The organism is Bordetella genomosp. 13 (assembly GCF_002119665.1).
Taxonomy (GTDB): domain Bacteria; phylum Pseudomonadota; class Gammaproteobacteria; order Burkholderiales; family Burkholderiaceae_B; genus Bordetella.
Map to the genome: position 1 here is coordinate 339982 of NZ_CP021111.1, position 21845 is coordinate 361826.

18 protein-coding genes are annotated in these 21845 nt (G+C 68.9%); 9 read left to right on the forward strand and 9 right to left on the reverse strand.

What is annotated here, in order from left to right; translation table 11 throughout:
* Positions 1–25: 25 nt before the first annotated feature.
* The 3 genes from CAL15_RS01555 (at position 26) to CAL15_RS01565 (ending at position 4035) form a co-directional block, all read left to right on the forward strand.
* On the forward strand, positions 26–928 hold the full coding sequence (locus CAL15_RS01555) for a LysR family transcriptional regulator (protein WP_086077021.1): 903 nt from the start codon (positions 26–28) through the stop codon (positions 926–928).
* A 130-nt stretch (positions 929–1058) separates the two neighbouring features.
* Positions 1059–2042 carry a Bug family tripartite tricarboxylate transporter substrate binding protein gene (locus tag CAL15_RS01560; RefSeq protein WP_086077022.1) on the forward strand — a complete coding sequence of 328 codons (984 nt, stop codon included), beginning with the start codon at positions 1059–1061 and terminating at the stop codon, positions 2040–2042.
* Between the two features lie 10 nt (positions 2043–2052).
* Positions 2053–4035, forward strand: a complete 1983-nt coding sequence (locus tag CAL15_RS01565; protein WP_086077023.1) for an aconitase family protein — start codon at positions 2053–2055, stop codon at positions 4033–4035.
* A gap of 43 nt (positions 4036–4078) precedes the next feature.
* On the opposite strand, the gene rraA is transcribed toward CAL15_RS01565, so the two are convergent.
* The 3 genes from rraA to CAL15_RS01580 all read right to left on the reverse strand — a co-directional run bounded on the left by rraA (position 4079) and on the right by CAL15_RS01580 (position 6019).
* A complete protein-coding gene (gene rraA / locus CAL15_RS01570) occupies positions 4079–4642 on the reverse strand; it encodes a ribonuclease E activity regulator RraA (RefSeq protein ID WP_086077024.1) in 564 nt (187 codons plus the stop codon).
* Between the two features lie 4 nt (positions 4643–4646).
* Positions 4647–5516, reverse strand: a complete 870-nt coding sequence (locus tag CAL15_RS01575; protein WP_086077025.1) for a glycosyl transferase — start codon at positions 5514–5516, stop codon at positions 4647–4649.
* Positions 5517–5674: 158 nt separating this feature from the next.
* Positions 5675–6019 (reverse strand): winged helix-turn-helix transcriptional regulator, encoded by a 345-nt coding sequence (locus CAL15_RS01580; RefSeq protein WP_086077026.1) that lies wholly within the window; start codon positions 6017–6019, stop codon positions 5675–5677.
* A gap of 119 nt (positions 6020–6138) precedes the next feature.
* Here CAL15_RS01580 and CAL15_RS01585 point away from each other — a divergent pair, with 119 nt between their 5' ends.
* From CAL15_RS01585 to CAL15_RS01595, 3 genes are all read left to right on the forward strand, one after another.
* Positions 6139–6843: a glutathione S-transferase family protein gene (locus CAL15_RS01585; RefSeq protein WP_086077027.1), complete on the forward strand. Its 705-nt coding sequence runs from the start codon at positions 6139–6141 to the stop codon at positions 6841–6843.
* A 440-nt stretch (positions 6844–7283) separates the two neighbouring features.
* Positions 7284–7706 (forward strand): tripartite tricarboxylate transporter TctB family protein, encoded by a 423-nt coding sequence (locus tag CAL15_RS01590; protein WP_086080867.1) that lies wholly within the window; start codon positions 7284–7286, stop codon positions 7704–7706.
* A gap of 11 nt (positions 7707–7717) precedes the next feature.
* Positions 7718–9223, forward strand: a complete 1506-nt coding sequence (locus CAL15_RS01595) for a tripartite tricarboxylate transporter permease (RefSeq protein ID WP_086077028.1) — start codon at positions 7718–7720, stop codon at positions 9221–9223.
* A 108-nt stretch (positions 9224–9331) separates the two neighbouring features.
* Here the strand turns inward: CAL15_RS01595 and CAL15_RS01600 are convergent, their stop codons facing one another.
* From CAL15_RS01600 to CAL15_RS01625, 6 genes are all read right to left on the reverse strand, one after another.
* The gene (locus CAL15_RS01600) at positions 9332–10393 is read right to left on the reverse strand and encodes a bifunctional nicotinamide-nucleotide adenylyltransferase/Nudix hydroxylase (protein WP_086077029.1); all 1062 of its coding nucleotides are present in this window, start codon (positions 10391–10393) and stop codon (positions 9332–9334) included.
* Between the two features lie 13 nt (positions 10394–10406).
* Positions 10407–12107, reverse strand: a complete 1701-nt coding sequence (locus CAL15_RS01605) for an NAD+ synthase (RefSeq protein ID WP_086077030.1) — start codon at positions 12105–12107, stop codon at positions 10407–10409.
* A gap of 71 nt (positions 12108–12178) precedes the next feature.
* A complete protein-coding gene (locus tag CAL15_RS01610) occupies positions 12179–13039 on the reverse strand; it encodes a cysteine hydrolase family protein (protein ID WP_086080868.1) in 861 nt (286 codons plus the stop codon).
* Positions 13040–13151: 112 nt separating this feature from the next.
* Entirely contained in the window at positions 13152–14621 is a 1470-nt protein-coding gene (locus tag CAL15_RS01615) for an efflux transporter outer membrane subunit (RefSeq protein ID WP_086077031.1), read from the reverse strand.
* A 2-nt stretch (positions 14622–14623) separates the two neighbouring features.
* On the reverse strand, positions 14624–17800 hold the full coding sequence (locus tag CAL15_RS01620; RefSeq protein ID WP_086077032.1) for an efflux RND transporter permease subunit: 3177 nt from the start codon (positions 17798–17800) through the stop codon (positions 14624–14626).
* Positions 17797–18852: an efflux RND transporter periplasmic adaptor subunit gene (locus CAL15_RS01625; protein ID WP_232468194.1), complete on the reverse strand. Its 1056-nt coding sequence runs from the start codon at positions 18850–18852 to the stop codon at positions 17797–17799. Before CAL15_RS01625 ends, CAL15_RS01620 begins: the two co-directional genes overlap by 4 nt.
* A gap of 247 nt (positions 18853–19099) precedes the next feature.
* Between CAL15_RS01625 and CAL15_RS01630 the strand changes: the two genes are divergently transcribed.
* The 3 genes from CAL15_RS01630 (at position 19100) to CAL15_RS01640 (ending at position 21804) form a co-directional block, all read left to right on the forward strand.
* A complete protein-coding gene (locus tag CAL15_RS01630) occupies positions 19100–19720 on the forward strand; it encodes a TetR/AcrR family transcriptional regulator (protein WP_086077034.1) in 621 nt (206 codons plus the stop codon).
* A 33-nt stretch (positions 19721–19753) separates the two neighbouring features.
* Entirely contained in the window at positions 19754–20317 is a 564-nt protein-coding gene (locus CAL15_RS01635) for a hypothetical protein (RefSeq protein ID WP_086077035.1), read from the forward strand.
* Positions 20318–20391: 74 nt separating this feature from the next.
* The gene (locus CAL15_RS01640; protein ID WP_086077036.1) at positions 20392–21804 is read left to right on the forward strand and encodes a PepSY-associated TM helix domain-containing protein; all 1413 of its coding nucleotides are present in this window, start codon (positions 20392–20394) and stop codon (positions 21802–21804) included.
* Positions 21805–21845 lie beyond the last annotated feature (41 nt).

A 21845-nucleotide genomic window follows, 5' to 3' on the forward strand; every position in this document is an offset into this window, starting at 1 on the left:
GCCGGGTGCGCGGCGCCCGCCTGCCATGGAAAACATACTGCGCAGACTCGACTTCACATCGCTGCGGCTGTTCGTGGCGGTGTGCCAGGAAAACAGCATAGCCCGCGCGGCCGAGCGCGAGTTCATCGCGCCCTCGGCTGTCAGCCGCCGCATCGCCGAGATGGAGTCGCTGATCGGGCTGCCGCTGATCCAGCGCCATGCGCGCGGAGTCAACATCACCCCCGCCGGACAGACCGTGCTGCGCCATGCGCGGCAGATCATCGGCGACGTCGAATCCATGACGGCCGAGCTGTCGCGGCTGTATGCCGGCGTGAAGGGCCGGGTACGGGTCGTGGCCAATCTGTCGGCCATCGTGCAGTTCCTGCCCGAGGACGTGGCCGCGTTCCAGCGGCTGTTTCCGGAAGTGGACATCGACCTGGAGGAACAGCACAGCCCCGACGTGCTGCGCCTGGTGCGCGAACGCGATGCCGACTTCGGCATCTGCAATCGCGTCGCTGCTGTGCAAGGCCTCGAGGTGCGGCCCTATCGGCGGGACCGCCTGGCGGTGATGCTGCCCGCCGGGCATCCGCTGGCCGCGATGCGCCAGCTGAGCCTGCGCGACATCGCCGGCGAAACCTTCGTGGGGCTGCGCGAGAACAGCGCCTTGACGCAGTTGCTGGCCGCGCAGGCCGAGGCGCTGGGCACGACGCTGGCGGTGAAGATACGCGTGGCCAGCCTGGACGCGCTGTGCCGCATGGCCCATGCGGGACTCGGCATCGCCGTGATGCCGCAGCAGGTGGCCGAGATGTACCTGCAGGCGCTGGACGTGGCGGTGCGGCCGCTGTCCGATGAATGGGCGCGCCGCGAGATCTGCATCGTCTATCCCGGCCAGGCACAGCTGTCCGCCACGGCCGGCACGCTGGTGCGGTTCCTCTCCCAGCAGTCGTAGGCATCTCGAACCGAGACGACAGGCCTGCCGAATCGGCACTTCGACCGCGATGAGCGGACTCCTATAGTCAAGGCCTTGCATGTCGGCACGGGGCGCACAGACCCCGCCGTGACTACCGAGGAGACCCTTGATGAACATCGCCAGATTCCTGGCGGGCTGTACGCTCGCCCTCAGCGCCTTGGGCGCATTGTCGCAGGCGCCCGCCGCTTGGGCGGCCGGCTATCCCGATCGGCAGGTGCGCCTGATCGTGCCGACCTCGCCAGGCTCCACGGCCGACGTGGTCGCGCGGGTGGTGGCAGAAAACCTGGGCAAGCAGCTGGGACAACCCATGGTGGTGGAAAACCTGTCCGGCGCGGCCGGCATACCGGGCACGCGCCAATTGGTATCGGCGCGTCCCGATGGCTATACGCTGGCCATCGTCTCGTCCAACCATGCCATCAATCCCAGCCTGTATCGCAGCATGCCCTACGACAGCCAGCGCGACGTGACGCCGATCTCGGTGATCGGCACCACGCCGCTGGTGCTGGTGGTGGCGAAGGATTCCCCCTATCGCACGGCAGCCGATCTGCTGAAGGCGGCCAAGGCGGAGCCGGGCAAGATCAACTATGGATCGTCGGGCACGGGCAGCGTGCTGCATCTGGCGGGCGAACTGCTGAAGTCCAAGGCCGGCGTCGACATGGTGCACATTCCCTATCGCGGCGGCAGCGCGCTGGTCACCGACGTGATGTCGGGCCAGGTGCAGACCGCCTTCCTTGCCGTCCCGTCGGTCATTGCGCAGATCCAGGCCGGACAGCTGCGCGCGCTGGCGGTCAGCACCGATAAGCGCGTGCCCGTGCTGCCCGACGTGCCGACGCTGGCCGAGTCCGGCGTGGGCGACTACGCTTACGACGCATGGATCGCGCTGATCGGGCCGGCCGGGTTGCCCGCGGACATCGTGCAGAAGCTGCAGGCCGCCACGCAGCAGGCCATGCGCGACAAGACCGTGTTGAACACCCTGGGGCCGCAGGGCTTCGTGGCGATGGGCGGCACCTCTGAACAGGCGGCAGGCACCTTGTCCGCCGAGATCGCCAAGACGCGGTCGCTGGTGACGGCCGCCGGCATTACCCCTGAATAGCTGGATACCCATGACGTCTACCCCGATCATCGAAGGACCCGCGAAGATACTGTTCCTGTCGCGCGAGGCCGAACGCATCAGCGCACAGTTGAGGGGTCAGGCACTGGCGCCCGACGCTGCGGCGCCCTTGCGCGAGGACATCTCCACCGACGAGATCACGCCGGTTCCGATCCTGACGCACTTCGACGAGACGCTGGGGCGGTATCCCTACACCGGCCTGCAGGCGGACCGGCAGCGCCCCATCGGGCCGGACGCCATCCGCCTGTCCGGCTTCAACGTGGTGGTGGCCGGCAAGCGCTACGGCAAGGGCTCGTCGCGCGAGCACAGCCCCATGGCCGAGAGGTCCGCCGGCATCCGGCTGGTGATCGCGGAGAGCTTCGAGCGCATCTACCGGCAGAACGCCGACAACATCGGGCTGTACACCAGCACGGACCTGGGGCTGGTGGATCGACTGCGGCGCGGCGAGACCATCAGCGTGGAAGAGATCGTCGCGGGACGCGACGGTCTGGCGGCGGCCATCGTCAAGGCCGGCGGCCTGCTGGCGTTCGGCCAGGCGCATCTGCGCGATGCCGCCCGCGCCGATGCGCCGGCGCCGCGGCGGGACAGGCCGCTTACCCTGTTCGAGAAGATCGTGCGGCGCCATCTGCTGCGCACGGACGTCACGCCCGCGGATCCCGCGCCGGGCAACGGCGTGTTCGTGCGGGCCGACTGGCGCTTCATCCACGAGTACTACACGGGCATGGCCAGCCATATGCTGCATGCCCGGTTCGGGCGCCCGCTGCGCCTGGTGGATGCCGGCCGCATCGTGGTCTTCGAGGACCACACCTCGTATGTCGAGGAAAGCCCGAATCACGTACGGGCGGGCATCGTGCCCAACGTGCGCGCGATGTGCCAGGCCCAGCGCGACTTCGTGCGCGACTACGGCTTGCGCCAGCACCGCACGCTGACCGAGGCCGAGGCGGCGCTGGATGCGGGCGCCAATGTGGCGGGCATCTCGCACGCCATGATGGCCGAGCACTATGCGTTGCCGGGGCAGGTCGTCGTCGGCACGGACTCGCACACGCCGCACAGCGGCGCGCTGGGCTGCGCCGCGTTCGGGGTGGGCACCACCGACATGGCCAATGCTTTCGTCACGGGCGCCGTGCGGCTGACCATGCCCGAATGCATACGCGTCGAGCTGGCGGGCCGGCTGGGCGCGGGCGTGACCGCCAAGGACGTCGTGCTGCACTTGCTGGCCCTGCGCGAGATAAAGTCGGGCGGCGGGGTGGGCAAGGTGTTCGAGTTCGCCGGCGAGGCGATCGCGGCCCTGTCGATCGACGAGCGCGCCACGCTGACGAACATGACGGCAGAGCTGGGCGGACTGACCGGCATCGTCGCGCCCGATGCCGAGACGCTGCGCTTCCTGAAGGCGCGTCGCGGCGTGGACGCCGTCATCGAGCCCTGGATGTGCAGCGACCCGGGCGCGGCCTATGCGATGGAGCTGAAGGTGGATTGCACCCGGCTCGAGCCCATGGTGGCCGCGCCGGGAGACCCGGGCAACGGCATGGCGCTGTCGCGCCTGCCGGAAAGGCCGAAAGTGGACATCGCGTACGGAGGGTCGTGCACGGCCGGCAAGCGCGAGGATTTCGACTATTACCACCAGGTGCTGTCCTGGGCGGCCGAGCGAGGCTTGCGCGTGCCCGATGGGGTGACGCTGTACCTGCAGTACGGGACGACGGCGGTGCGCGATTACTGCGTGTCGCAGGGCTACGACCGCACGTTCGCCGCGGTGGGCGCGCGCATCCTGCAGCCCTCGTGCGGTGCCTGCGCCAACTGCGGTCCGGGTTCATCCACCGAGGCATCGCAGACCACCGTCAGCGCGATCAATCGCAATTTCCCGGGGCGTTCGGGGCCCGGCAGCGTGTGGCTGGCCAGTCCGCCCACGGTGGCGGCAAGCGCGCTGGCCGGGGAACTGGTGTCGTTCGAGGAACTGAAGGCGCGGCAGGCGGGCTGAGGTTCCGGCCCGCCGCTTCAGCCCACCGCTTCAGTCCGCGGCTTCAGTCCGCCGTGCCGTCGCCGTCGGTATGCCGGCGCGACAGCACGATGATGCCGTCGTCGTCGGCGTACAGCCAGTCGCCGGTGCGTACGGCGATGCCGTGCAGGTCGAGCCTATCCGCCGCGATGGCCGGCGGCATGGCGGACGGCCGGTTGGGCACGGCGGCCAAGGCGTGTATGCCGACCGGCATGCGGCCCAGCGCGTGCACGTCGCGCACGCAGCCATGCACGAGCACACCGCTCCAGCCGTTCTGCACGGCCATGGCGGCCATGCGGTCGCCCAGCACGGCATGCGCCAGGCTGGCGCCGCCGTCCACCACCAGCACCCGGTTGCGGCCCGGTTCGGAGAGCAGCGCGGCCAGGGACAGGGCGCCGTCCGGCTGCGCGGCGCGAGCCGCCTGGACCTGCCCGAAGTACCAGGGCCTGCCGCCGAAAGAACGGTAGACCGGCGGCAGCACGCGCAGGCCCAGGCCCGGATCCTGCAGGGCCTGGTCGCAGAGATCCGCCGTGGTCCAGATGACGTCCGGCGCGTTGCGGTAGCTGGGCGGAGTGAAAGGTTCGCTCATGGGCTTATGCCGTCGGCCGCGCCACGTGCCGGCGCCACAGCCGCTGCAGCCAGCTGCCGCGGGGCCGGTTGCCCGTGTAGTGCTTCTGCGTGGCCTTGTTGAAGGCGCCGAACGGCGCTGCGTTGCGGTACTTGTCCAGGCTGTATCCCGCGTCCAGCGCTTCCTGGTAGTAGCGGTCGAACAGCTCCACCAGGTCGGGGCGCGTGTGCGGCACGATGTCGCCGTCGAACCAGTGCGCGCGCCCCTCGGCGCGCAGGCGCGGCAGGGAAAGGCGATGCGTGAACTGCGTGCCCATGTCGGAATAGTGCAGGATCTTGATCTGCTCCTGCGGCAGCCCGTCGCCGTCGATGCAGTTGTACCGGGCGTCCATGGGTTGGATCAGCTCGGTGTGCGTGGCGAAGAACTGCTTCATCTTGCGATGGCCATAACGGTCGGGGCGCAACGTGTCCAGTGCCGGCAGGTGCTTGGCGGCGGCGGCGCAATCCCATAGCGCCACGCAGTGCAGCCAGCCCTCGCCACGCCGGCGGCCCGTGATGACGGCGCCGTTCTCCATCGGCATGTCCCAGACCTCGGCCAGGTCGCACAGCACCACCATGTCGGTGTCCATGTACAGCGCCTTGCCCTGGAAGTTGCAGGCCGCGGGCACGGCCCAGCGGAACGCCGAGAAGGGCGTGGGCCACTTGTAGGTGTTCCAGCCGCGGCCGGCTTCGGGATCGGAATACCAGGGGCTGGCCGGGTCGTGCGACAGACGCATCCACGTGATCTCGATGGGCCGCGAGGTGTGCTTGCGCGCGCTGTACTCCAGAACCATCATCTGTTCCAGGTCGCAATCGTTGGGATCGCATCCCACGAATATCCTGATGGTGTCGTTCAAAGTCGTCTCCGTAAGCAGCGCCGTGCGAGCCGGTTCGGCAAGGCGGGATATCTGGCTATTGCGCCACGATACCGGAGGCGCGGCGGGCGCGGGGGCCGTCTTGCCGCGGCGGGGTGTGTTCGATCGGATAAATGAAGTTTATCTGGATGCCGGCCGCTTCAGGCCGGCAGCGCGGCCGGCACGGGATCGGCAGCGGGGGCGTTGGCCTCCCACCAGTCGCCCAGCGCGTCGATCAACGGGACCAGCGCACGGCCCGCCGCAGTCAGTTCGTACTCCACGCGCAGCGGGTAGCCGGGAAACTCGGTGCGCTGCACGATGCCGGCCAATTCCAGCTTGCGCAGTTCCAGCGTGAGCATGCGATGCGAGATCGTCGGATTGTCGCGGCGCAGGTCGCTGAATCGCTTGGTGCCCTGGCTGAGGTAATAGATCAGCAGCGTGGGCCAGCGACCGCTGAGCACCTGCATCACTTCCTCGATGGGGCAGCGCGAGACCAGGTCTTTCATCCATGCCTCCTTGCGTCCCGGTGTGGTGACATAAATGTGCGTAATTTACATGTCCGGCAGCCTCCGTAGAATCCTGTCGTGCTGCGCGGCACGACCATCATCATCACGGAGAAATCATCGTGGAACCCATACTGATCTACGGCTTCCCCCTGGGGAGTTCCATGGGGCTCGTCGCCGCGCTGGAGTGGCTGGGCAAGCCCTACAGGCTGTGCCGCGTCGACATGCTGGGCGAAATGCGCCAGCCTGCCTATGCCCGTCTCAACGCCCGCCACGAGACCCCGGCGTTCATCGACGGGCACGGCAACGTCTTCACCGAGACCATGGCCATCGCCGCCTGGATCGAGGCTCGCGACACCGAACGTCGCGTCAGCTTCGATCCGATGTCGCCGCAGGCCGACCGCATGCGCCAGTTCATCGGCTTCCTCAATACCGGCTTCACCGCCGCCTTCACGCCGCACTGGATGGCGCTTGAAATGGACCCTCCCGACCCGGCCCTGCAGAAGACGCTGCGGCAGTGGGGCGCCGAACGCATCGCCGAGCGCCACGACAAGCTCGAGGCCATGATCGGCGACACGCCGTTCCTGCTGGGTGAGCAGCCCACGCTGGCCGATGCGGTGCTGATCGGCGTGGCGCGCTGGCTGGACTTTCATCAGGTCGCCGACAAGGCCCGCTGGCCCAGGCTGGCGGCGCTGCGCCAGCGCCTGGAGGCGGACGCCGCGGTGCAGTACGCGACGGCGCTGGAACGCGGTGAAAGCCCGGCCGGTACGGGCGCATGCCGTGGACACCTGCCGCTGGCCGAAGTCATCGAGCGCCACGGCCGCTAATCCGGGGCGTCATCGAGCGCTGCCGGACGAGGCGGCGCCACGGCGGCATCGTGACCATGATGCCTTCGAATTACCCTGTTCATCATCCGATAGGGACGGCTCGCGGAACTTTTTTCCGCGATGCCGCATCCCGCGCCAGCCTTGGCTTTCCGGGCGATTTGCCCGCGAGAGCCGCATGGTTGGCCGGCTTGCGCACGGGCATGTGTCCACTTCGTGGATCAGGGATATCCCTCAATAACTCAGTGCTTCCGACGGGTTCTCAGGAAAAACCATGTCGCGTACCATGCAGACCTTTCTGTAAACTTTCACTCCGCTGTCGGGCACGACGGCAGATTGAAAACGGCGAATGGCAGTCCCGCCGGACCTGTCCGGGTTCGGGACGCAGTACCCTTGGAGACACCAGCTTGATAAAAGATAAACAGGACTTCTGGGCCGGCGTGATGTTCATCGCGTTGGGCATCGGGTTCGCAGTGCAGGCCACCCAGTACACGATGGGAACGGCCGCTCGCATGGGTCCCGGATACTTCCCCTTCTGGCTGGGCATCGTGCTTTCCCTGATGGGGGCGCTCGTCCTGCTGACCTCCCTGGCCAAGACCGCGGCCGAGACCACGGTCAGCCGCTTCGACTTCCGCATCCTGCTCCTGGTCATCGGGTCGGTGCTGGTGTATGCCTTCGCGCTGCGGTTCCTGGGCCTATACATCTCTATCTTCCTGCTGGTGATCATCAGCAGCCTGGCCAGCCATGAGTTCAACTGGAAGGTAGCCGTCGCCAACGGCCTCTTCCTGGTGACGTTCTCATATGTCGCCTTCATCCGCGGCCTCGGTCTCATCTTCCCGCTCTGGCCGAGCTTCCTGGGCAACTGAAGGAATACGACATGGAATTGCTGGACAACCTGATGTTGGGGTTCTCGGTGGCGTTCACCCCCGAGAATCTGTTCTACGCCTTTCTCGGCTGCCTGCTGGGCACGCTGGTGGGAGTTCTGCCCGGGCTCGGTCCCGTGCCCACGATCGCGATGCTGCTGCCGATCACCTATGTGCTGCCGCCCACGGCCGGCCTCATCATGCTGGCGGGCATCTACTACGGCACGCAGTACGGTGGTTCCACGACCGCCATCCTGGTCAACCTGCCGGGTGAAACGTCCGCGGTGGTCACGGTGCTGGACGGTCACCAGATGGCGCGCAATGGCCGTGCCGGCGCGGCGCTGTCGTTGGCGGCCATCGGCTCGTTCTTCGCGGGCACGGTCGCCACGCTGCTGCTGGCCGCCTTCGCGCCGCCGCTGGCCGAAGTGGCCTTCGAGTTCGGCCCCGCCGAGTACTTCTCGCTGATGGTGCTGGGCCTGGTGGGCGCCGTGGTGCTGGCCTCGGGCTCGCTGCCCAAGGCCATCTGCATGATCCTTCTGGGCCTGCTGCTGGGCATGGTGGGCACCGACGTGAACTCGGGCGTGGCCCGCTACGACTTCAGCATCCCCGAGCTGCAGGACGGCATCGACTTCGCCATCGTGGCCATGGGCGTGTTCGGCCTGTCCGAGATCATGGCCAACCTCGAGCTGAAGGAACAGCGCGTCGAAATCGCCGACAAGGTGGGCTCGCTGTATCCGAACAAGCAAGAGTTCCGCGAAGCGGCTCCGGCCATCATCCGCGGCACGGCGCTGGGCTCGGCCCTGGGCATCCTGCCGGGCGGCGGGTCGGTGCTGTCGGCCTTCGCCTCGTACACGCTCGAGAAGAAGCTGTCGAAGAATCCCGAACGCTTCGGCAAGGGTCACCCCGCCGGCCTGGCCGGCCCCGAGTCGGCCAACAACGCCGGCGCGCAGACCTCGTTCATTCCGCTGCTGACGCTGGGCATCCCGGGCAACGCCGTGATGGCGCTGATGGTGGGCGCGATGACCATCCACAACATCCAGCCGGGCCCACAGGTCATGACCAGCCACCCCGAGCTGTTCTGGGGCCTGATCGCCTCGATGTGGATCGGCAACCTGATGCTGGTGGTGCTGAACCTGCCGCTGATCGGCATCTGGGTCAAACTGCTGCGCGTGCCGTACCGCATGCTGTTCCCCGCCATCCTGGTGTTCTGCACGATCGGCGTGTATTCGCTGAACTACAACACCTTCGACATCCTGATGTTCGCCATCTTCGGCATCATCGGCTACGTGTGGGCCAAGCTGAAGTGCGAAGGCGCCCCGCTGCTGTTGGGCCTGGTGCTGGGTCCGATGATGGAAGAGAACTTCCGTCGCGCCCTGCTGCTGTCGCGCGGCGACTATGCCACCTTCGTCCAGCGTCCGCTGTCGGCCACGCTGCTGGGCATGGCCGTGATCCTGGTGATCCTGGTTGCCCTGCCGTCGATCCGCAAGAAGCGCGAAGAGACCTTCGTCGAAGAGAACTGATCCGCAAGAACGAATTGATTGGCTCTTGGCCTGGGATTTGCATGAATCCCAGGCCTTTTTTTTATGCCGGCCCTGGGCAGCGCAGCGGTGGCCTCCGCCGCTGTGCGCCTATTTCGTCAGTCCGAAGAAGTGGTCCAGCATGTGGAAGTGATCCTCGTGGAACTGGTCTTCCAGCGCCGCCAGGTCGGCAATGGGCGTCCATTGCGCCGATTGCGCGTCGTCGGCGGCCTCGATGGCGGGCAGGGCGCGGTCGCCCAGGTCGAAATAGAAGGCGTGCGTGATGCTGCGCCCGCGCTGGCTGCGGTCGGGGTGGTCGAATACGGCCTTGGCCTTCAGCGCCGACTGCATGCTGGGTTCGAGCAGGGCCAGGCCGGTCTCTTCGCGCAGTTCCCGCAGCGCCGACTGATAGGCCGTCTCGCGTTGTTCGATGAAGCCGCCCGGCACGGCATACAGCCCGACGCCGGGCGGCTCGCCGCGCCGGACCAGCAGCACGCGGTCGGCGCAACGCACCACCGCGTCCACGGTGACGAAGACCGGCGGATAGGGCGCCGCGGCCCAGGCCTGCTTGTACTTGCGCAGCATGCGCCATTCGCGCGCCAGGTCGGCATGGAACGGCAGCGCGGACCAGGCCCGCAGGAAGTCCAGTGTGGTCGAGGGCGCCAGCGGGCGCAATGCGGCCAGCGCGGCCTCGATGTCGTGGCCGGACGCGCCGAACAGGGCGTCGCGGATGTGCGCCCCGTCCACCGGGTCGGCGCGTTCGACGGCCCGCAGCTCCCAGCCGGGGAAGCGGCGCAGATAGCTGCTGGTGGCGTCCTTGAAGTGCCCGATCAGCGAGACGGCGGCCTTGGCGGGCAGCTGCAGTTCGCTTTCCAGCTGGGCCATGCCAGCGTGCACGGCCTGCACCCAGCGGGCTTCGTCGTAATAGTCGCGCACCGGCACGAAATGCACGCGTGTCCGGTCGGCTTCGGGCAGCGCCAGGCGGATGACGTCCGCTCTCTCCTGCCAGGTGAAGGGGTTCTTCGGCGAGCGGGCCTGATGCGCCGAGCCGATGACGACGGCCACGTGGGCGGCCATGCCCAGGGCCTGCCGCAGCAGGGCCAGGTGGCCATTGTGAAATGGCTGGAAGCGCCCGATGTAGACCGCGATGTCGTGGCGGGAGGATGCGTTCATGGGGGCTCGTGCGTCAGTCGTGGCGCGCGGCGATGGGCATCTGCCGGCCGGCGCCGAAGGCCCGGGCGCGCACGCGGATGATGGGCGGGGCCTGGCGGCGCTTGTACTCGTTGCGGCCGACCATGCGGCGCACGCGCGCGATCAGGGCCTGGCCGTCGTCCGTGCCGCGCAGGTGCTCGACGAACTCGCGCGCCTGCCGGTATTCGTCGGGCGCCAGCCGCTCGCCTTCGATCACGAAGCGCAGGATCTCGTCCAGCACTTCGTAGGGCGGCAGGCTGTCAGTGTCCTTCTGCCCCGGCGCCAGTTCGGCCGACGGCGGTTTCTCGATGATGGCGGCGGGGATCAGTTCGCGGCCGGCGGCTTCGTTGATGTGGCGCGACAGCGCGAACACCTCGGTCTTGTACAGGTCGCCGATGGGCCCCAGGCCGCCGTTGGTGTCGCCATACAGCGTGCAATAGCCCACCGACACCTCGGACTTGTTGCCGGTGGTCAGCAACAGGTGGCCGAAGGCATTGGAATATTCCATCAGGATGGTGCCGCGGATGCGAGCCTGCAGGTTCTCCAGCGGCAGGCCCTGCAGGGGTTGGCCGAAACTGGCCTCGAACTGCCGCGCATACACGTCCACCGCCTCGGCGATGGGATGCGTGTAGAGCGTGATGCCCAGGTTGCGGCACAGCGCCACCGAATCGTCCACCGAGCCCGACGAGGAATAGCGCGACGGCATGGTGACCGCCGCCACGTTGTCGGCGCCCAGCGCCTGGGCGGCCAGCGCCAGCGTCAGCGCGCTGTCGATGCCGCCGGACGAGCCCACCACCACCTGCTTGAAGCCGCAGCGGCGCGCGTAGTCGCGCAGGCCCAGCACGATCTGCGCCTGGTAGAAGGCCATTGTCGGCAGGCCGCGCGGGTCCACCGGCCGCGGGCATTCCCCCTGCGGCGTCAGGAAGCAGCCGCCTTCGAAACGCAGCGTGACCACGTCTTCCTCGAAGCGCTTCATCTCGAAGACCACGCCCTCGGCGGGCTGGGCTGCGAACGAGGCGCCGTCGTACACGATCTGGTCCTGGCCGCCGATCTGGTTCACGTACAGCAGCGGCAGGCCGTTCTGCGCACATGCCTGGGCGAACACCTTGTGGCGCAGTTCGCGCTTGCCGATCTCGGAGGGACTGGCATTGATGGACACCACCAGGTCGGGCGCGGCCTGCTGCATGCGGCGAAACGGGTTGAGCTCGTAGTCGGCGCCCTGGTCGTTCCAGCCGTCCTCGCAGATCATGAAGCCCACGCGCGCCTTGCCGATCTGCAGCACGGGCGCCACGTCCGGGCCCGGCTCGAAGTGGCGGCGTTCGTCGAAGATGTTGTAGGTGGGCAGCAGTTGCTTGGCGTACGACAGCAGCACTACGCCGTCGCGCAGCACCAGCAGCCCGTTGTGCCACTTCTTGCCCGGCCCCGTGCGGCCGATGGGCGCGCCCACCACCCAGGCCAGCTCAGGCAGTTCCCGCGAGGCCTGGCGCAATGCCTCGAGCCCATCGGCGGTCCTGGCCTGGAAGAGCGGATCGTCGAGCAGGTCGCCGGGGTAGTAGCCGGTAAGGGAGAGTTCCGAGAACACCACCAGTTCCGATCCGTCCCGCACGGCCTGGCGGGCGGCTTCGGTCATCCTGGCGACGTTGCCGGCGATGTCGCCGACGGTGTAGTTGAGCTGGGCCAGCGTCAGCTTGATCATGTTGCGCTCCCTGCGTTGAAGACGGTTCCTGTTCTGTGGCGCTCCGCATGCGGCGGGCCTGACCCGCATGTTCAGGCGTCGCGCAGCTGCCGCAAGGCCTGCGCGGCGGTAACCAGCCGTACCCCTTGGCGCTGCATGGTCTGCAGGAAGCCGGCGGACTCGCGATCGAAACCGCTCACCGCGCTCATGCAGTCCGTCAGCAGCATCAGGCGCTCGGGACGGCCGCCGGGCAGGTGCTCGACGATGTGCTCGACGGTGGCCCGCACGCAGTGGCTGCTGGCCTCGCCGGCCACCAGCAGCACGTCGGCGCCGTCCAGCCGCTGCAGCAGGCCGCGGTCGAGCTGCGTGGCGGGGTCGGCAGCGTCGGGCACTTCGGCCTGCAAGGCGCTGTAGTGTTCGGTCCAGGGGTTCATGCCCTTGTGCACATACTGTACAGGGCGCAGCCTGCCGTCTTCCCAGGCGCTGCACGCGGACTGCACGGCGGCGTGCACGTTGTGCCCCCAACTGCCGATCTGGCAGTGCACGGGCCACACCATCAGGGTATAGCGGCCCCGCGCCTCGAGTTCGTCCAGGTACGCCAGCGTGCGCGGCAGGGCGGCGGCATCGCGCGGCCGAAAGAGACCTGCGCGCACCTGAGCGGCGGTGATCCGGGTGTAGGGGGTGACGGGGGTGTCATCGCCCTGGGTCCAGAACGTGGGGTGCGCGATGTCGACCCTGTGGTGGGAATCCAGCGTGACCGTGATGTCGGAAAGCAGCGCGTGGCCCGCCTGCAGGAATCCGGCCAGGCGCTGCATGTCGGCGTGCGCGCCGGCCACCGGCAACGAAGGCGCGATGCGCGCGCCGCTGCCCGGATCGACGGGCTGCCAGGATTCGGGCAGGTCGCAGAAGTCGTTCTGCGGATCGATGATCAGAAGTTGGACGTTCATTTTCATGCCATGCTCCGTCTGCATCCGTGCACCTACTGTATCCGGTCCACGCGGTGTTGTTGACGCTGCGGGATCATGCGCTGCACGTCGTGCTGCCGGACCGTCCGGTGGGCGTCGGTCATCGATCTGGCGCCTGCAGCGTGATGGGCCCGCCGCCCATCGCATGGAACAGTGCCGCCGTGTCGTTCATGCGATCGGTGGCATGGCGGATCTCGCGCAGCCGCGCATCCAGGAAGTGCTGTTCGCTGGCGCGGCCCTGGTAGCCGGGCAAGGCGCCCAGATCGACTCGCCGCGCGGTGTTGGCGTACGAGGTCTCGGCGGCCTGGCGCGAGCGTTCCGCGGCGGCCAGCGCCTCGTTGTCGGCCTCCAGCGCGGCCAGCGTGTCGGCCACATTGCGGAAGGCGGCCAGCACCGTCTGCCTGTACTGGTCGCCGGCCGCCTCGTACGAGCGCAGCGCGGCCCGGCGCTGCGCCAGCAGCGCGCCGCCATGGAAGATGGGCTGGGTCAGCCCGGCGCCGATGCTCCAGATCGATCCCGTGCCCGCCGCGAGCGCATCCGACCAGTTGAATCCGCCCCTGCCCAGCGATGCCGACAGCGACAGCTGCGGCAGCAGCTGGGCCGTGGCCGCGCCGATGTCGGCCGCGGCCGCGCGGAAGGTGGCTTCGGCGGCGAGGATGTCGGGGCGGTTGGCCAGCAGCGTCGACGGTACGCTGACCGGGATGCGGTCGGGCACCTTGAAGCTGTCGTAGTCCAGATCGGGCGGCGCCTGGTCGGGGGTGCGGCCCAGCAGCACGGCCAGCGCATGCCGCATCGCACGCCATTGGCTGCGCAGGCCGGGCAGCCCGGCTTCGAGATTGGCAGCGGTCTGGTCGGCGTCCAGCGCCTCTTGCTGCGAGGCCGATCCCAGTTCGAACCGGCGCTGCGCGTCGCGCGCCACCAGTCGCGCCAGCTCGGCCTGCCGCTGCGTCAGCTCGACCTGCAGCTTCAGCGCCGCCGAGTTGACGGCGCCGGTGACGATGTTGGCGGCCAGCGCGCGACGCGCGGCCTCGAGCTCATAGGCCTGCTGGTTCACGCGCTCGGCCAGCGACGCATTGGCGTAGCGCGCCGCGCCGAACAGGTCGAAGGTGTACTGCGCGCGCAGTTGCCCGACGAAGGTGTTGTACAGGGCGGTGGGCGGCGACATGTTGGGCATGCCCAGCGCGCGCTGGCGGTCGGCCTGCACGCCGGCGTCCACCGAGGGCAGCATGGATTCGCCTACCTGCGCGCGCAGCTGCTCGCGCGCGGCCTCGAGCCGCTTGCCGGCCGCAGCCAGGTCAGGGCTGTTCGCCAGGCCCTCGGCCACCAGCCCATCGAGCTGCGGCGACCCATAGCGCGTCCACCAGTCCGCAAGCGGCGTGCCGCCGGCCTCGAGGTACTGCGCCACGCCCTGCGCGGCGGCCAGGCGGTCGGGCGTAGCGGCCGTGCCGTACTGAATGGGTTCGGGCGTGGCGGGCGGCGTGCCGTCCGGCCCCAGCGCGCAGGCGGCCAGCATGAGGGCCAGCGCGGCGGCGATGGACAAGCGTGTCGGTCGGTTCAACGGGGCACGCATGATCAGGCTCCTTCCCTCAGATGGCCGGCATCCGCGCCGGGCGGCACGCCAGGCGGCTCGGCGCGCTCGTCGTTGCGCACGCGGAACCATGCGGCGTACAGCGCGGGCAGGAAGAACAGCGTCAGCACGGTGGCGCTGGTGATCCCGCCCATCAGGGCCGTGGCCATCGGGCCGAAGAAGTTGCTGCGCAACAGCGGTATCAGCGCCAGCACGGCCGCGGCGGCCGTCAGCGTGATGGGCCGGAAGCGCCGCGCGGTGGCGCCCACGATGGCGTCCACGCGCGGCGCGCCGCCCGCGATGTCCTGCTCGATCTGGTCCACGAGGATGACCGAGTTGCGCATGATGATGCCGAACATGGCGATGACGCCCAGCATGGCGACGAAGCCGAACGGCTTGCCGAACAGCAGCAGCGCGATCACCACCCCGATCAGGCCCAGCGGAGCGGTCAGCACCACCATCATCACGCGCGAGAAGCTCTGCAGCTGGATCATCAGCAGCGTCAGCACCACGATGATCATCAGCGGCATCTGGGCGTTGATGGATGATTGGCCCTTCTGGCTTTCCTCGACCGAGCCGCCGATCTGGATGCGATAGCCGACCGGCAGCTCGCTGCGCAGCCCGGAGAGCTTCTCATCGACGTCACGGGTCACGTCGATGCCCTGCGCGCCGGGCAGCACGTCGGCCTGCACGGTGATGGTGGGCTGGCGGTCGCGCGCCCAGATCACCGCATACTCGAGCTCGGGCCGCACGCTGCCCAGGCTGCCCAGCGGCACGGGGCCGTTGGGCGTGGGCATGGACAGCATGGCCACGCGCGCGGGGTCGACGCGTTCGTCGGCCGGTGCGCGCAGCGCCACGTTGATCAGCTTGTCGCGCTCGCGATACTGCGTGACCGTGGTGCCCGACAGGGTCATGGAGAGGAAGTTGGCGATGTCCGACGACGTGACGCCGACGGCGCGCGCCTTGTTCTGGTCGATCTCGAAGCGCAGCGAGCGTTCCGAAGGCTCGTCCCAGTCGAACTGCACGTTGGTCGTGCGGCCATCGGCGCGCACCTCGGCCGCGAGCTTCTCGGCGATGCCGCGCACGGTGCCGATGTGGTCGCCGCTGACGCGGAACTGCACCGGAAAGCCCACCGGCGGCCCGTTCTCCAGGCGCGACAGGCGGGTGCGCACGGCGGGGAACTGCTCGCGCAGCAGCGGTCCCAGCCAGCCGGCAAGCCGGTCGCGGTCTTCGAGCGATTTGGCGGTAAGGATGAACTGCGCGAAGTTGGGCTGCGGCAGCTTCTGGTCCAGCGGCAGGTAGAAGCGCGGCGCGCCCGTGCCCACGAAGCTGACCATGTGCTCGATCTCGGGCCGGTCTTGCAGCGTCTGCTCCAGTCGCAGCACCTGGCGCTTGGTGGCGTCGAACGAGGCGCCTTCCTGCAGGCTCAGGTCGACCAGCAGCTCGGGACGATCGGAGTTCGGGAAGAACTGCTGCGGCACCAGGCCGAACGCGGCCATGGCCGCGGCGAACAGCGCGATCGTCAGGCCCAGCACCACATAGCGGCGCCGGATGCAGGCCGCCACCCAGGTGCGCAGGCGGCGATAGAAGCGCGTGTCGTAGATGTCGTGCTCGTGGTCATCGGGCAGGTGCGCCTCGCGCTTGCGCTCGGGCAGCAGGCGATAGCCCAGCAGCGGGATGAGCACCACCGCCGCGAACCACGAGGCGATCAGCGCGATGGCCGATACCTGGAAGATGGACCGCGTGTATTCGCCGGTGCCCGACTTCGCCAGCGCGATGGGAAGAAAGCCCGCCACCGTGACCAGCGTGCCGGTCAGCATGGGAAAGGCCGTGCTGGTGTAGGCGTACGCCGCGGCGCGCGCGCGGTTCCAGCCCTGTTCCAGCTTCACCGCCATCATCTCCACCGCGATGATGGCGTCGTCCACCAGCAGCCCTAATGCCAGTACCAGCGTGCCCAGCGACACCTTGTGCAGGCCGATGTCGAACATCGACATGAAGAGCGCGGTGACCGCCAGCACGACTGGTATGGAAATGACTACTACGACGCCTGTGCGCAGGCCCAGCGACACCAGGCTGACCAGCAGCACGATGGCGACGGCTTCGGCCACCGAACGCAGGAATTCGTCGACCGAATGCGACACGGCCTCGGGCATGTCCGACACCTGAGTCAGCACGAGGCCCGCGGGCAGGCTGCCGCGCAGCCGCGCCGTGGTCTCGTCCAGCGACTTGCCCAGCTTGACCACGTCCTGGCCCGGCTGCATGGTGATGCCGATGCCCAGCACCTGGCGCCCGCCGGCCCGCATTTCGGACGTAGGCGGATCGATGTAGCCGCGCCGTATAGCAGCGATGTCGCCCAGCCGCACCGAACGCCCGTTGACCGAGATGAGGGTTTCCGCCAGCGCCTGCGCATCGCCCAGCTGGCCGCTGGGCCGCACGAACACGCGATCGTCCGCGGTGGTCAGCGTGCCCGCCGACAGTACGCCGTTCTGCGCATCGATGGCCCGGCCGATCTGCTCGGGCGACGCGCCAAGGCGGGCCAGCTGCGCGTTGGGAATCTCGATGTAGATGCGCTCTTCCTGCTCGCCGAAGTAATCGACCTTGGCCACGCCGGGCACGCGCAGCAGCACCACGCGCAGCGCATCCGCATAGTCGCGCAGCTGGGCCGGCGTGAAGCCGTCGCCCTCGAGCGTATAGATGTTGGTGTAGACGTCGCCGAACTCGTCGTTGAAGAAGGGCCCCTGCACGCCGCGCGGCAGCGTGCCCTGGATGTCGCCGACTTTCTTGCGGATCTGATACCACTCTTCGGCGACCTCGGAGGCGGGCGCCGAATCTTTCATGGTGAAGAAGATCATCGACTCGCCGGGACGCGAGTAGCTGCGCATGAAGTCGGTGTGCGGCGTTTCCTGCAGCTTGCGTGCGATCCGGTCGGTGACCTGCAGCTGCACCTGCTGCGCCGTGGCGCCCGGCCAGAGGGTGCTGATGACCATGACGCGGAATGTGAACGGCGGGTCCTCGGACTGCGCCAGCCGCGAATACGACAGCACGCCGAACAGCGTGGCCAGCACGATGAGAAAGACCACCAGCGCCTGGTGGCGCAGCGCCCAGGCCGAGAGGTTGAAGCGGCCTTCCTCGGCATGCCCGTGCGCCACGGCGGCGGCGCGCGCCTGCGGGGGCTGGCTCACGATGCGAAATCCTCGGGATGCAGGGGAGGAACGGGCCGGACCTTCTCGCCCGCCGACACCGCGTGCACGCCTTGCCAGACGATGCGCTCGCCGTCGCGTATGCCTTCGGACAGCGTGACCGTGCGCTCGCCGTAGCGCTGGACGGTGACGCGGCGCAGTTCGAGCACGTCTTCTTTCGCCTTGACCACCCAGACCGCGGGCGCGGGCCCGTCATGGAACAGGGCCGTGGCCGGCACCGTGTAGGTGGAGCCGGCCGCCTTGGCGTCGTCCAGCGCGATCGTCGCCGTCATGCCCAGCCGCGCGCGGGCCTCGGGGTCCTGCAGCGTGAAGCGTGCGCGGAACGTGCGCGTCTGCGGGTCGGCGGCGGGCGCCAGCTCGCGCAGCGTGGCGGGCATGACGTGTCCCGGCGCGGCGGGCAGGGTGACGCTGGCGCGCTGGCCTACGCGCAGGCCGCCCAGCACGTTCTCGGGGATATCGACGGTGGCATCGACGTCGCCGGCCCAGGCCAGGCTGTAGACGGGATCGCCCGCCGAGACGTTCTGCCCGGTGTCCGCCTGTTCGGCCGTGATGACGCCCGCATGGTCGGCGGTAAGCGCGGTGTAGGCCAGTTGGTCTTTGGCCAGTGCGGCCTGCTGCGCGGCGCTGTCGCGCTGCGCCAGCGCGGCCGCGTAGGAATTCTGGGTCTGCTCGAGCTGGCTGGCGGCAATGAGTTGCTCGCGCGCCTGCGCGCGGTCGCGAGCCAGCTGCTGGCGGGCGTAATCGAACTGGTGCTGCGCGGCCGCGAGCTGCGCCTGCGCCGCGGCGGCGTTCTTCGAGGCGTCGGCGGGGTCCAATCGCGCCACCACCTGGCCCGCCTTCACGGTGTCGCCCAGGCGCACCTTGCGTTCGATGATCTTGCCGCCGACCCGGAACGACAGGGGCGTGTTGTAGCGGGCCTCGATCTGGCCGGGCAGCGCCAGGCCCGGCGCTTGCTGGTCCGGCTGCGCCGGCATGGCCACGACCGGGCGAGGCGCGGGATGGGGTGTCTCGCCACTGCCGCAGCCCGCCAGCATGGCAAGGCACACCAGGGACGCGAGCGCGAGAGCGCGCGCGCAGGACACGAGCGGACGCGCGGCGGCGCGTGGACCAGCAGATGACATGGGGAACCTCGGGGCAGTGCTTCTGGATGATGCGGACGTAGACCTCTGCCGCAAAGAACCCGACGAAAGGCCGGGTGGGCGCAATGGCGAGATTCTAATTCAGCCATGTATTCGAATACAAGTATGAATCTGAATTCACCGCCGGTGCTACACTGCCGCGATGGAAAAAGTCCGACTGACGCGCGAACAGAGCCGCCTACAGACGCGCCAGCGCTTGCTGGACGCGGGGCAGCGGCTGTTTTCCGGCAGGGGATACGCCTCGACCAGCGTCGAGGACATCGCAGAAGCCGCCGGCTACACGCGCGGCGCCTTCTATTCGAATTTTTCCGGCAAGCCGGACATGCTGCTGGAACTGCTGCGGCGCGATCACGCCGTAGTCATCGACGAGATGCGAGTCCTGCTGGATGGCGAGCCGACGCGCGCCGAGCTGGAGGACCGCGTCATCACGTACTTCAGCCAGCTCTACCGCGACAACGACTGTTTCCTGCTGTGGATCGAGGCCAAGCTGCAGGCCGCCCGCGATCCGCGATTCCGCGCCGCGTTCGTGGCCTTCATGCGCGAGCAGCGCGCGGCCGTGGCCGAGTACGCGCGGCACTTCGCGCAACGCTCGGGATCCACGCTTTCCATGTCGCCCGAGGAGCTTGCGCTGGGCCTGAGCGCGCTGTGCGAGGGCATGCGGTTCTGCCATGCGTTCGATCCCGGCGCGGTCACCGAGGAACTGACCGAAGCGGTGCTGGCCGGTTTCTTCCGCCGCGTGGTGTTCGGGCGCTGCGCGGGATAGGCAAGCCCGTCCCTTGTGAAGGCGATGCGTAAAATGCCGCGCATGCACGCGCCTTCCTTTCCACGCCACGTTGGCCGCCGCCCAAGCCGCTTCCTGTTTGGCTGGCTGCTGTTCGCGCTGGCGCTGCGTGCGCTGGTGCCCGTGGGCTACATGCCGGACGCGGCGGCCCTGCGCGATGGCCGGTGGGCGCTGGAGTTCTGTGCCGCGGCGGGCGGGCTGCCGCTGTCGTGGCGCGGCCACGCCGCATCCGCGATGCCGCATGCGGACCCGCATCAGGCGGAGCGGAATTCGGATCATCATCATGGGCACCACGGTCACGATGCCGCTCACGGCGATGATGGGGCCCACCACGATGATGGGGCTCACCATGATGATGGGGCCCACCACGATGATGGGGCCCACGGCGCCGCCGGACAGGAATGCCCGTTCGGCCTGACGGCGCACCAGGCGCTCGATCTGCCGCCGGTGGCGGCGCTCGTCGCCGAGCCGCCGCGCGCGCCGCGCGAACTGGCCTGGCGCCGGTTCGACGCCGGCCCGCCGCTGCCCGCGGCTGGTCCGCCATTGGGGCAACGCGCCCCGCCCCGACTGTACGGATGACACCGACGAGGGTGCGCGCGATGCGCGCATGAAGGCCGCCCGCGACGGGCGGCGTCCGTACTTCGGGAATTTCCATGTCTACTCAAACCCTGGGCCCCGCCGCGCTGCCCGCGCGGGCGCGGACCACGGGCGGCAGCGCGTTGCTCGCGCTGGTCACCCGCCTGCATTTCTACATCGGGCTGTTCGTCGGCCCGTTCATCCTGGTGGCGTCCGTGACCGGCACGCTGTTCGTGCTGACGCCGCAGATCGAGGCATGGCTGTATGCCGACCAGCTGCGCGCCACGTCCACAGGCCAGGCCCAGCCGCTGGCGCGGCAGGTAGCGGCCGCGCAGGCCCACATGGGCGCGGGGCCGCGGCTGTTCGCGGTGCGGCCCGCGCCGGCGCCGGGCGACACCACGCGCGTGATGTTCTCCCAACCCGGCCTGGGCGATTCCGAAAGCCGCGCGCTGTTCGTCGACCCGGTCACCCTGGACATCAAGGGCGACCTGATCGTGTACGGCACCAGCGGCACGCTGCCGTTTCGCACGACGCTGGACTATCTGCATCGCAACCTGATGCTGGGGGCGCTGGGGCGCAACTACAGCGAGCTGGCGGCGTCGTGGCTGTGGATCGGCACGCTGGGCGGCCTGGTGCTGTGGTTCGCTTCGCGCAAGCGCAGCGACGCCGCGCTGGCCGCCCGCAGCCCGCGCCTGCGCACTCGCCGTTGGCACAGCCTGCTGGGGCTGTGGCTGGCCATCGGACTGCTGTTTCTGTCGGCCACCGGCCTGACGTGGTCGAACTGGGCGGGGGCGCGCGTGGACCAGTTGCGCGCGCAATTGGGATGGATCACGCCTTCGGTGTCGCTGGCCCTGCCCGCGGCAGGCGTCGCGCCTGCCGTGCCCGCGCCCGCGCCCGCTGCGGCGGGCGAACACGCGCATCACCACGCGGGCATGCACGATCATGGCGCCACGCCAGCCGCGGCGCAGGCCGGCGACATCGACCGGGTGTTGCTGGCGGCCAGGCAGGGCGGCATCGACGCCAGCGAGCTCGAGGTGCGGCCTCCGCGCGCCCAGGGGCAGGCCTGGATGGTGCGGGAGGTCGACCGCGCATGGCCCACGCAGGTCGACACCATGGCCATCGATCCGGCCACGTACGCCATCACCAGCCGCGCGGACTTCGACACGTTTCCGTTGATCGCCAAGCTGATCCGCTGGGGCGTGGACATGCACATGGGCATTCTGTTCGGCTGGCCCAACCAGTTGCTGATGGCGGCCGTCGGCGCGGCATTGACGGTGATGATCGTGCTGGGATATCGCATGTGGTGGCTGCGCCGGCCTGCCGCGGCGACGGGCCAGACCTTGACCGAGGCATGGCGCGTACTGGGCTGGCCGCTGCGCGTGGCGGTGATCGCCGTGGGCGCCGTGCTGGCCTGGTGCATGCCCGTGATGGGCGCCAGCCTGCTGGCGTTCCTGGCGGTGGACGTGCTGCGCAGCCTGCGCCGCGCGTAGCGGCGAAAGCGCGTCGCGTCGTGTCGGTCGCGGCCGCGTTG

Excerpts from the sequence above, each read along its gene's own strand:
- CAL15_RS01590 (WP_086080867.1), top strand. The coding sequence starts at position 7,284 with ATGTTCATCGCGTTGGGCATCGGGTTCGCAGTGCAGGCCACCCAGTAC.
- CAL15_RS01640 (WP_086077036.1), top strand. The coding sequence starts at position 20,392 with ATGTCTACTCAAACCCTGGGCCCCGCCGCGCTGCCCGCGCGGGCGCGG.
- CAL15_RS01595 (WP_086077028.1), top strand. The coding sequence starts at position 7,718 with ATGGAATTGCTGGACAACCTGATGTTGGGGTTCTCGGTGGCGTTCACC.
- CAL15_RS01605 (WP_086077030.1), bottom strand. The coding sequence starts at position 12,107 with ATGATCAAGCTGACGCTGGCCCAGCTCAACTACACCGTCGGCGACATC.
- CAL15_RS01635 (WP_086077035.1), top strand. The coding sequence starts at position 19,754 with ATGCCGCGCATGCACGCGCCTTCCTTTCCACGCCACGTTGGCCGCCGC.
- CAL15_RS01565 (WP_086077023.1), top strand. The coding sequence starts at position 2,053 with ATGACGTCTACCCCGATCATCGAAGGACCCGCGAAGATACTGTTCCTG.
- CAL15_RS01625 (WP_232468194.1), bottom strand. The coding sequence starts at position 18,852 with ATGCTGGCGGGCTGCGGCAGTGGCGAGACACCCCATCCCGCGCCTCGC.
- CAL15_RS01600 (WP_086077029.1), bottom strand. The coding sequence starts at position 10,393 with ATGAACGCATCCTCCCGCCACGACATCGCGGTCTACATCGGGCGCTTC.
- CAL15_RS01555 (WP_086077021.1), top strand. The coding sequence starts at position 26 with ATGGAAAACATACTGCGCAGACTCGACTTCACATCGCTGCGGCTGTTC.
- CAL15_RS01610 (WP_086080868.1), bottom strand. The coding sequence starts at position 13,039 with ATGAAAATGAACGTCCAACTTCTGATCATCGATCCGCAGAACGACTTC.
- CAL15_RS01560 (WP_086077022.1), top strand. The coding sequence starts at position 1,059 with ATGAACATCGCCAGATTCCTGGCGGGCTGTACGCTCGCCCTCAGCGCC.
- CAL15_RS01615 (WP_086077031.1), bottom strand. The coding sequence starts at position 14,621 with ATGCGTGCCCCGTTGAACCGACCGACACGCTTGTCCATCGCCGCCGCG.
- rraA (WP_086077024.1), bottom strand. The coding sequence starts at position 4,642 with ATGAGCGAACCTTTCACTCCGCCCAGCTACCGCAACGCGCCGGACGTC.
- CAL15_RS01580 (WP_086077026.1), bottom strand. The coding sequence starts at position 6,019 with ATGAAAGACCTGGTCTCGCGCTGCCCCATCGAGGAAGTGATGCAGGTG.
- CAL15_RS01630 (WP_086077034.1), top strand. The coding sequence starts at position 19,100 with ATGGAAAAAGTCCGACTGACGCGCGAACAGAGCCGCCTACAGACGCGC.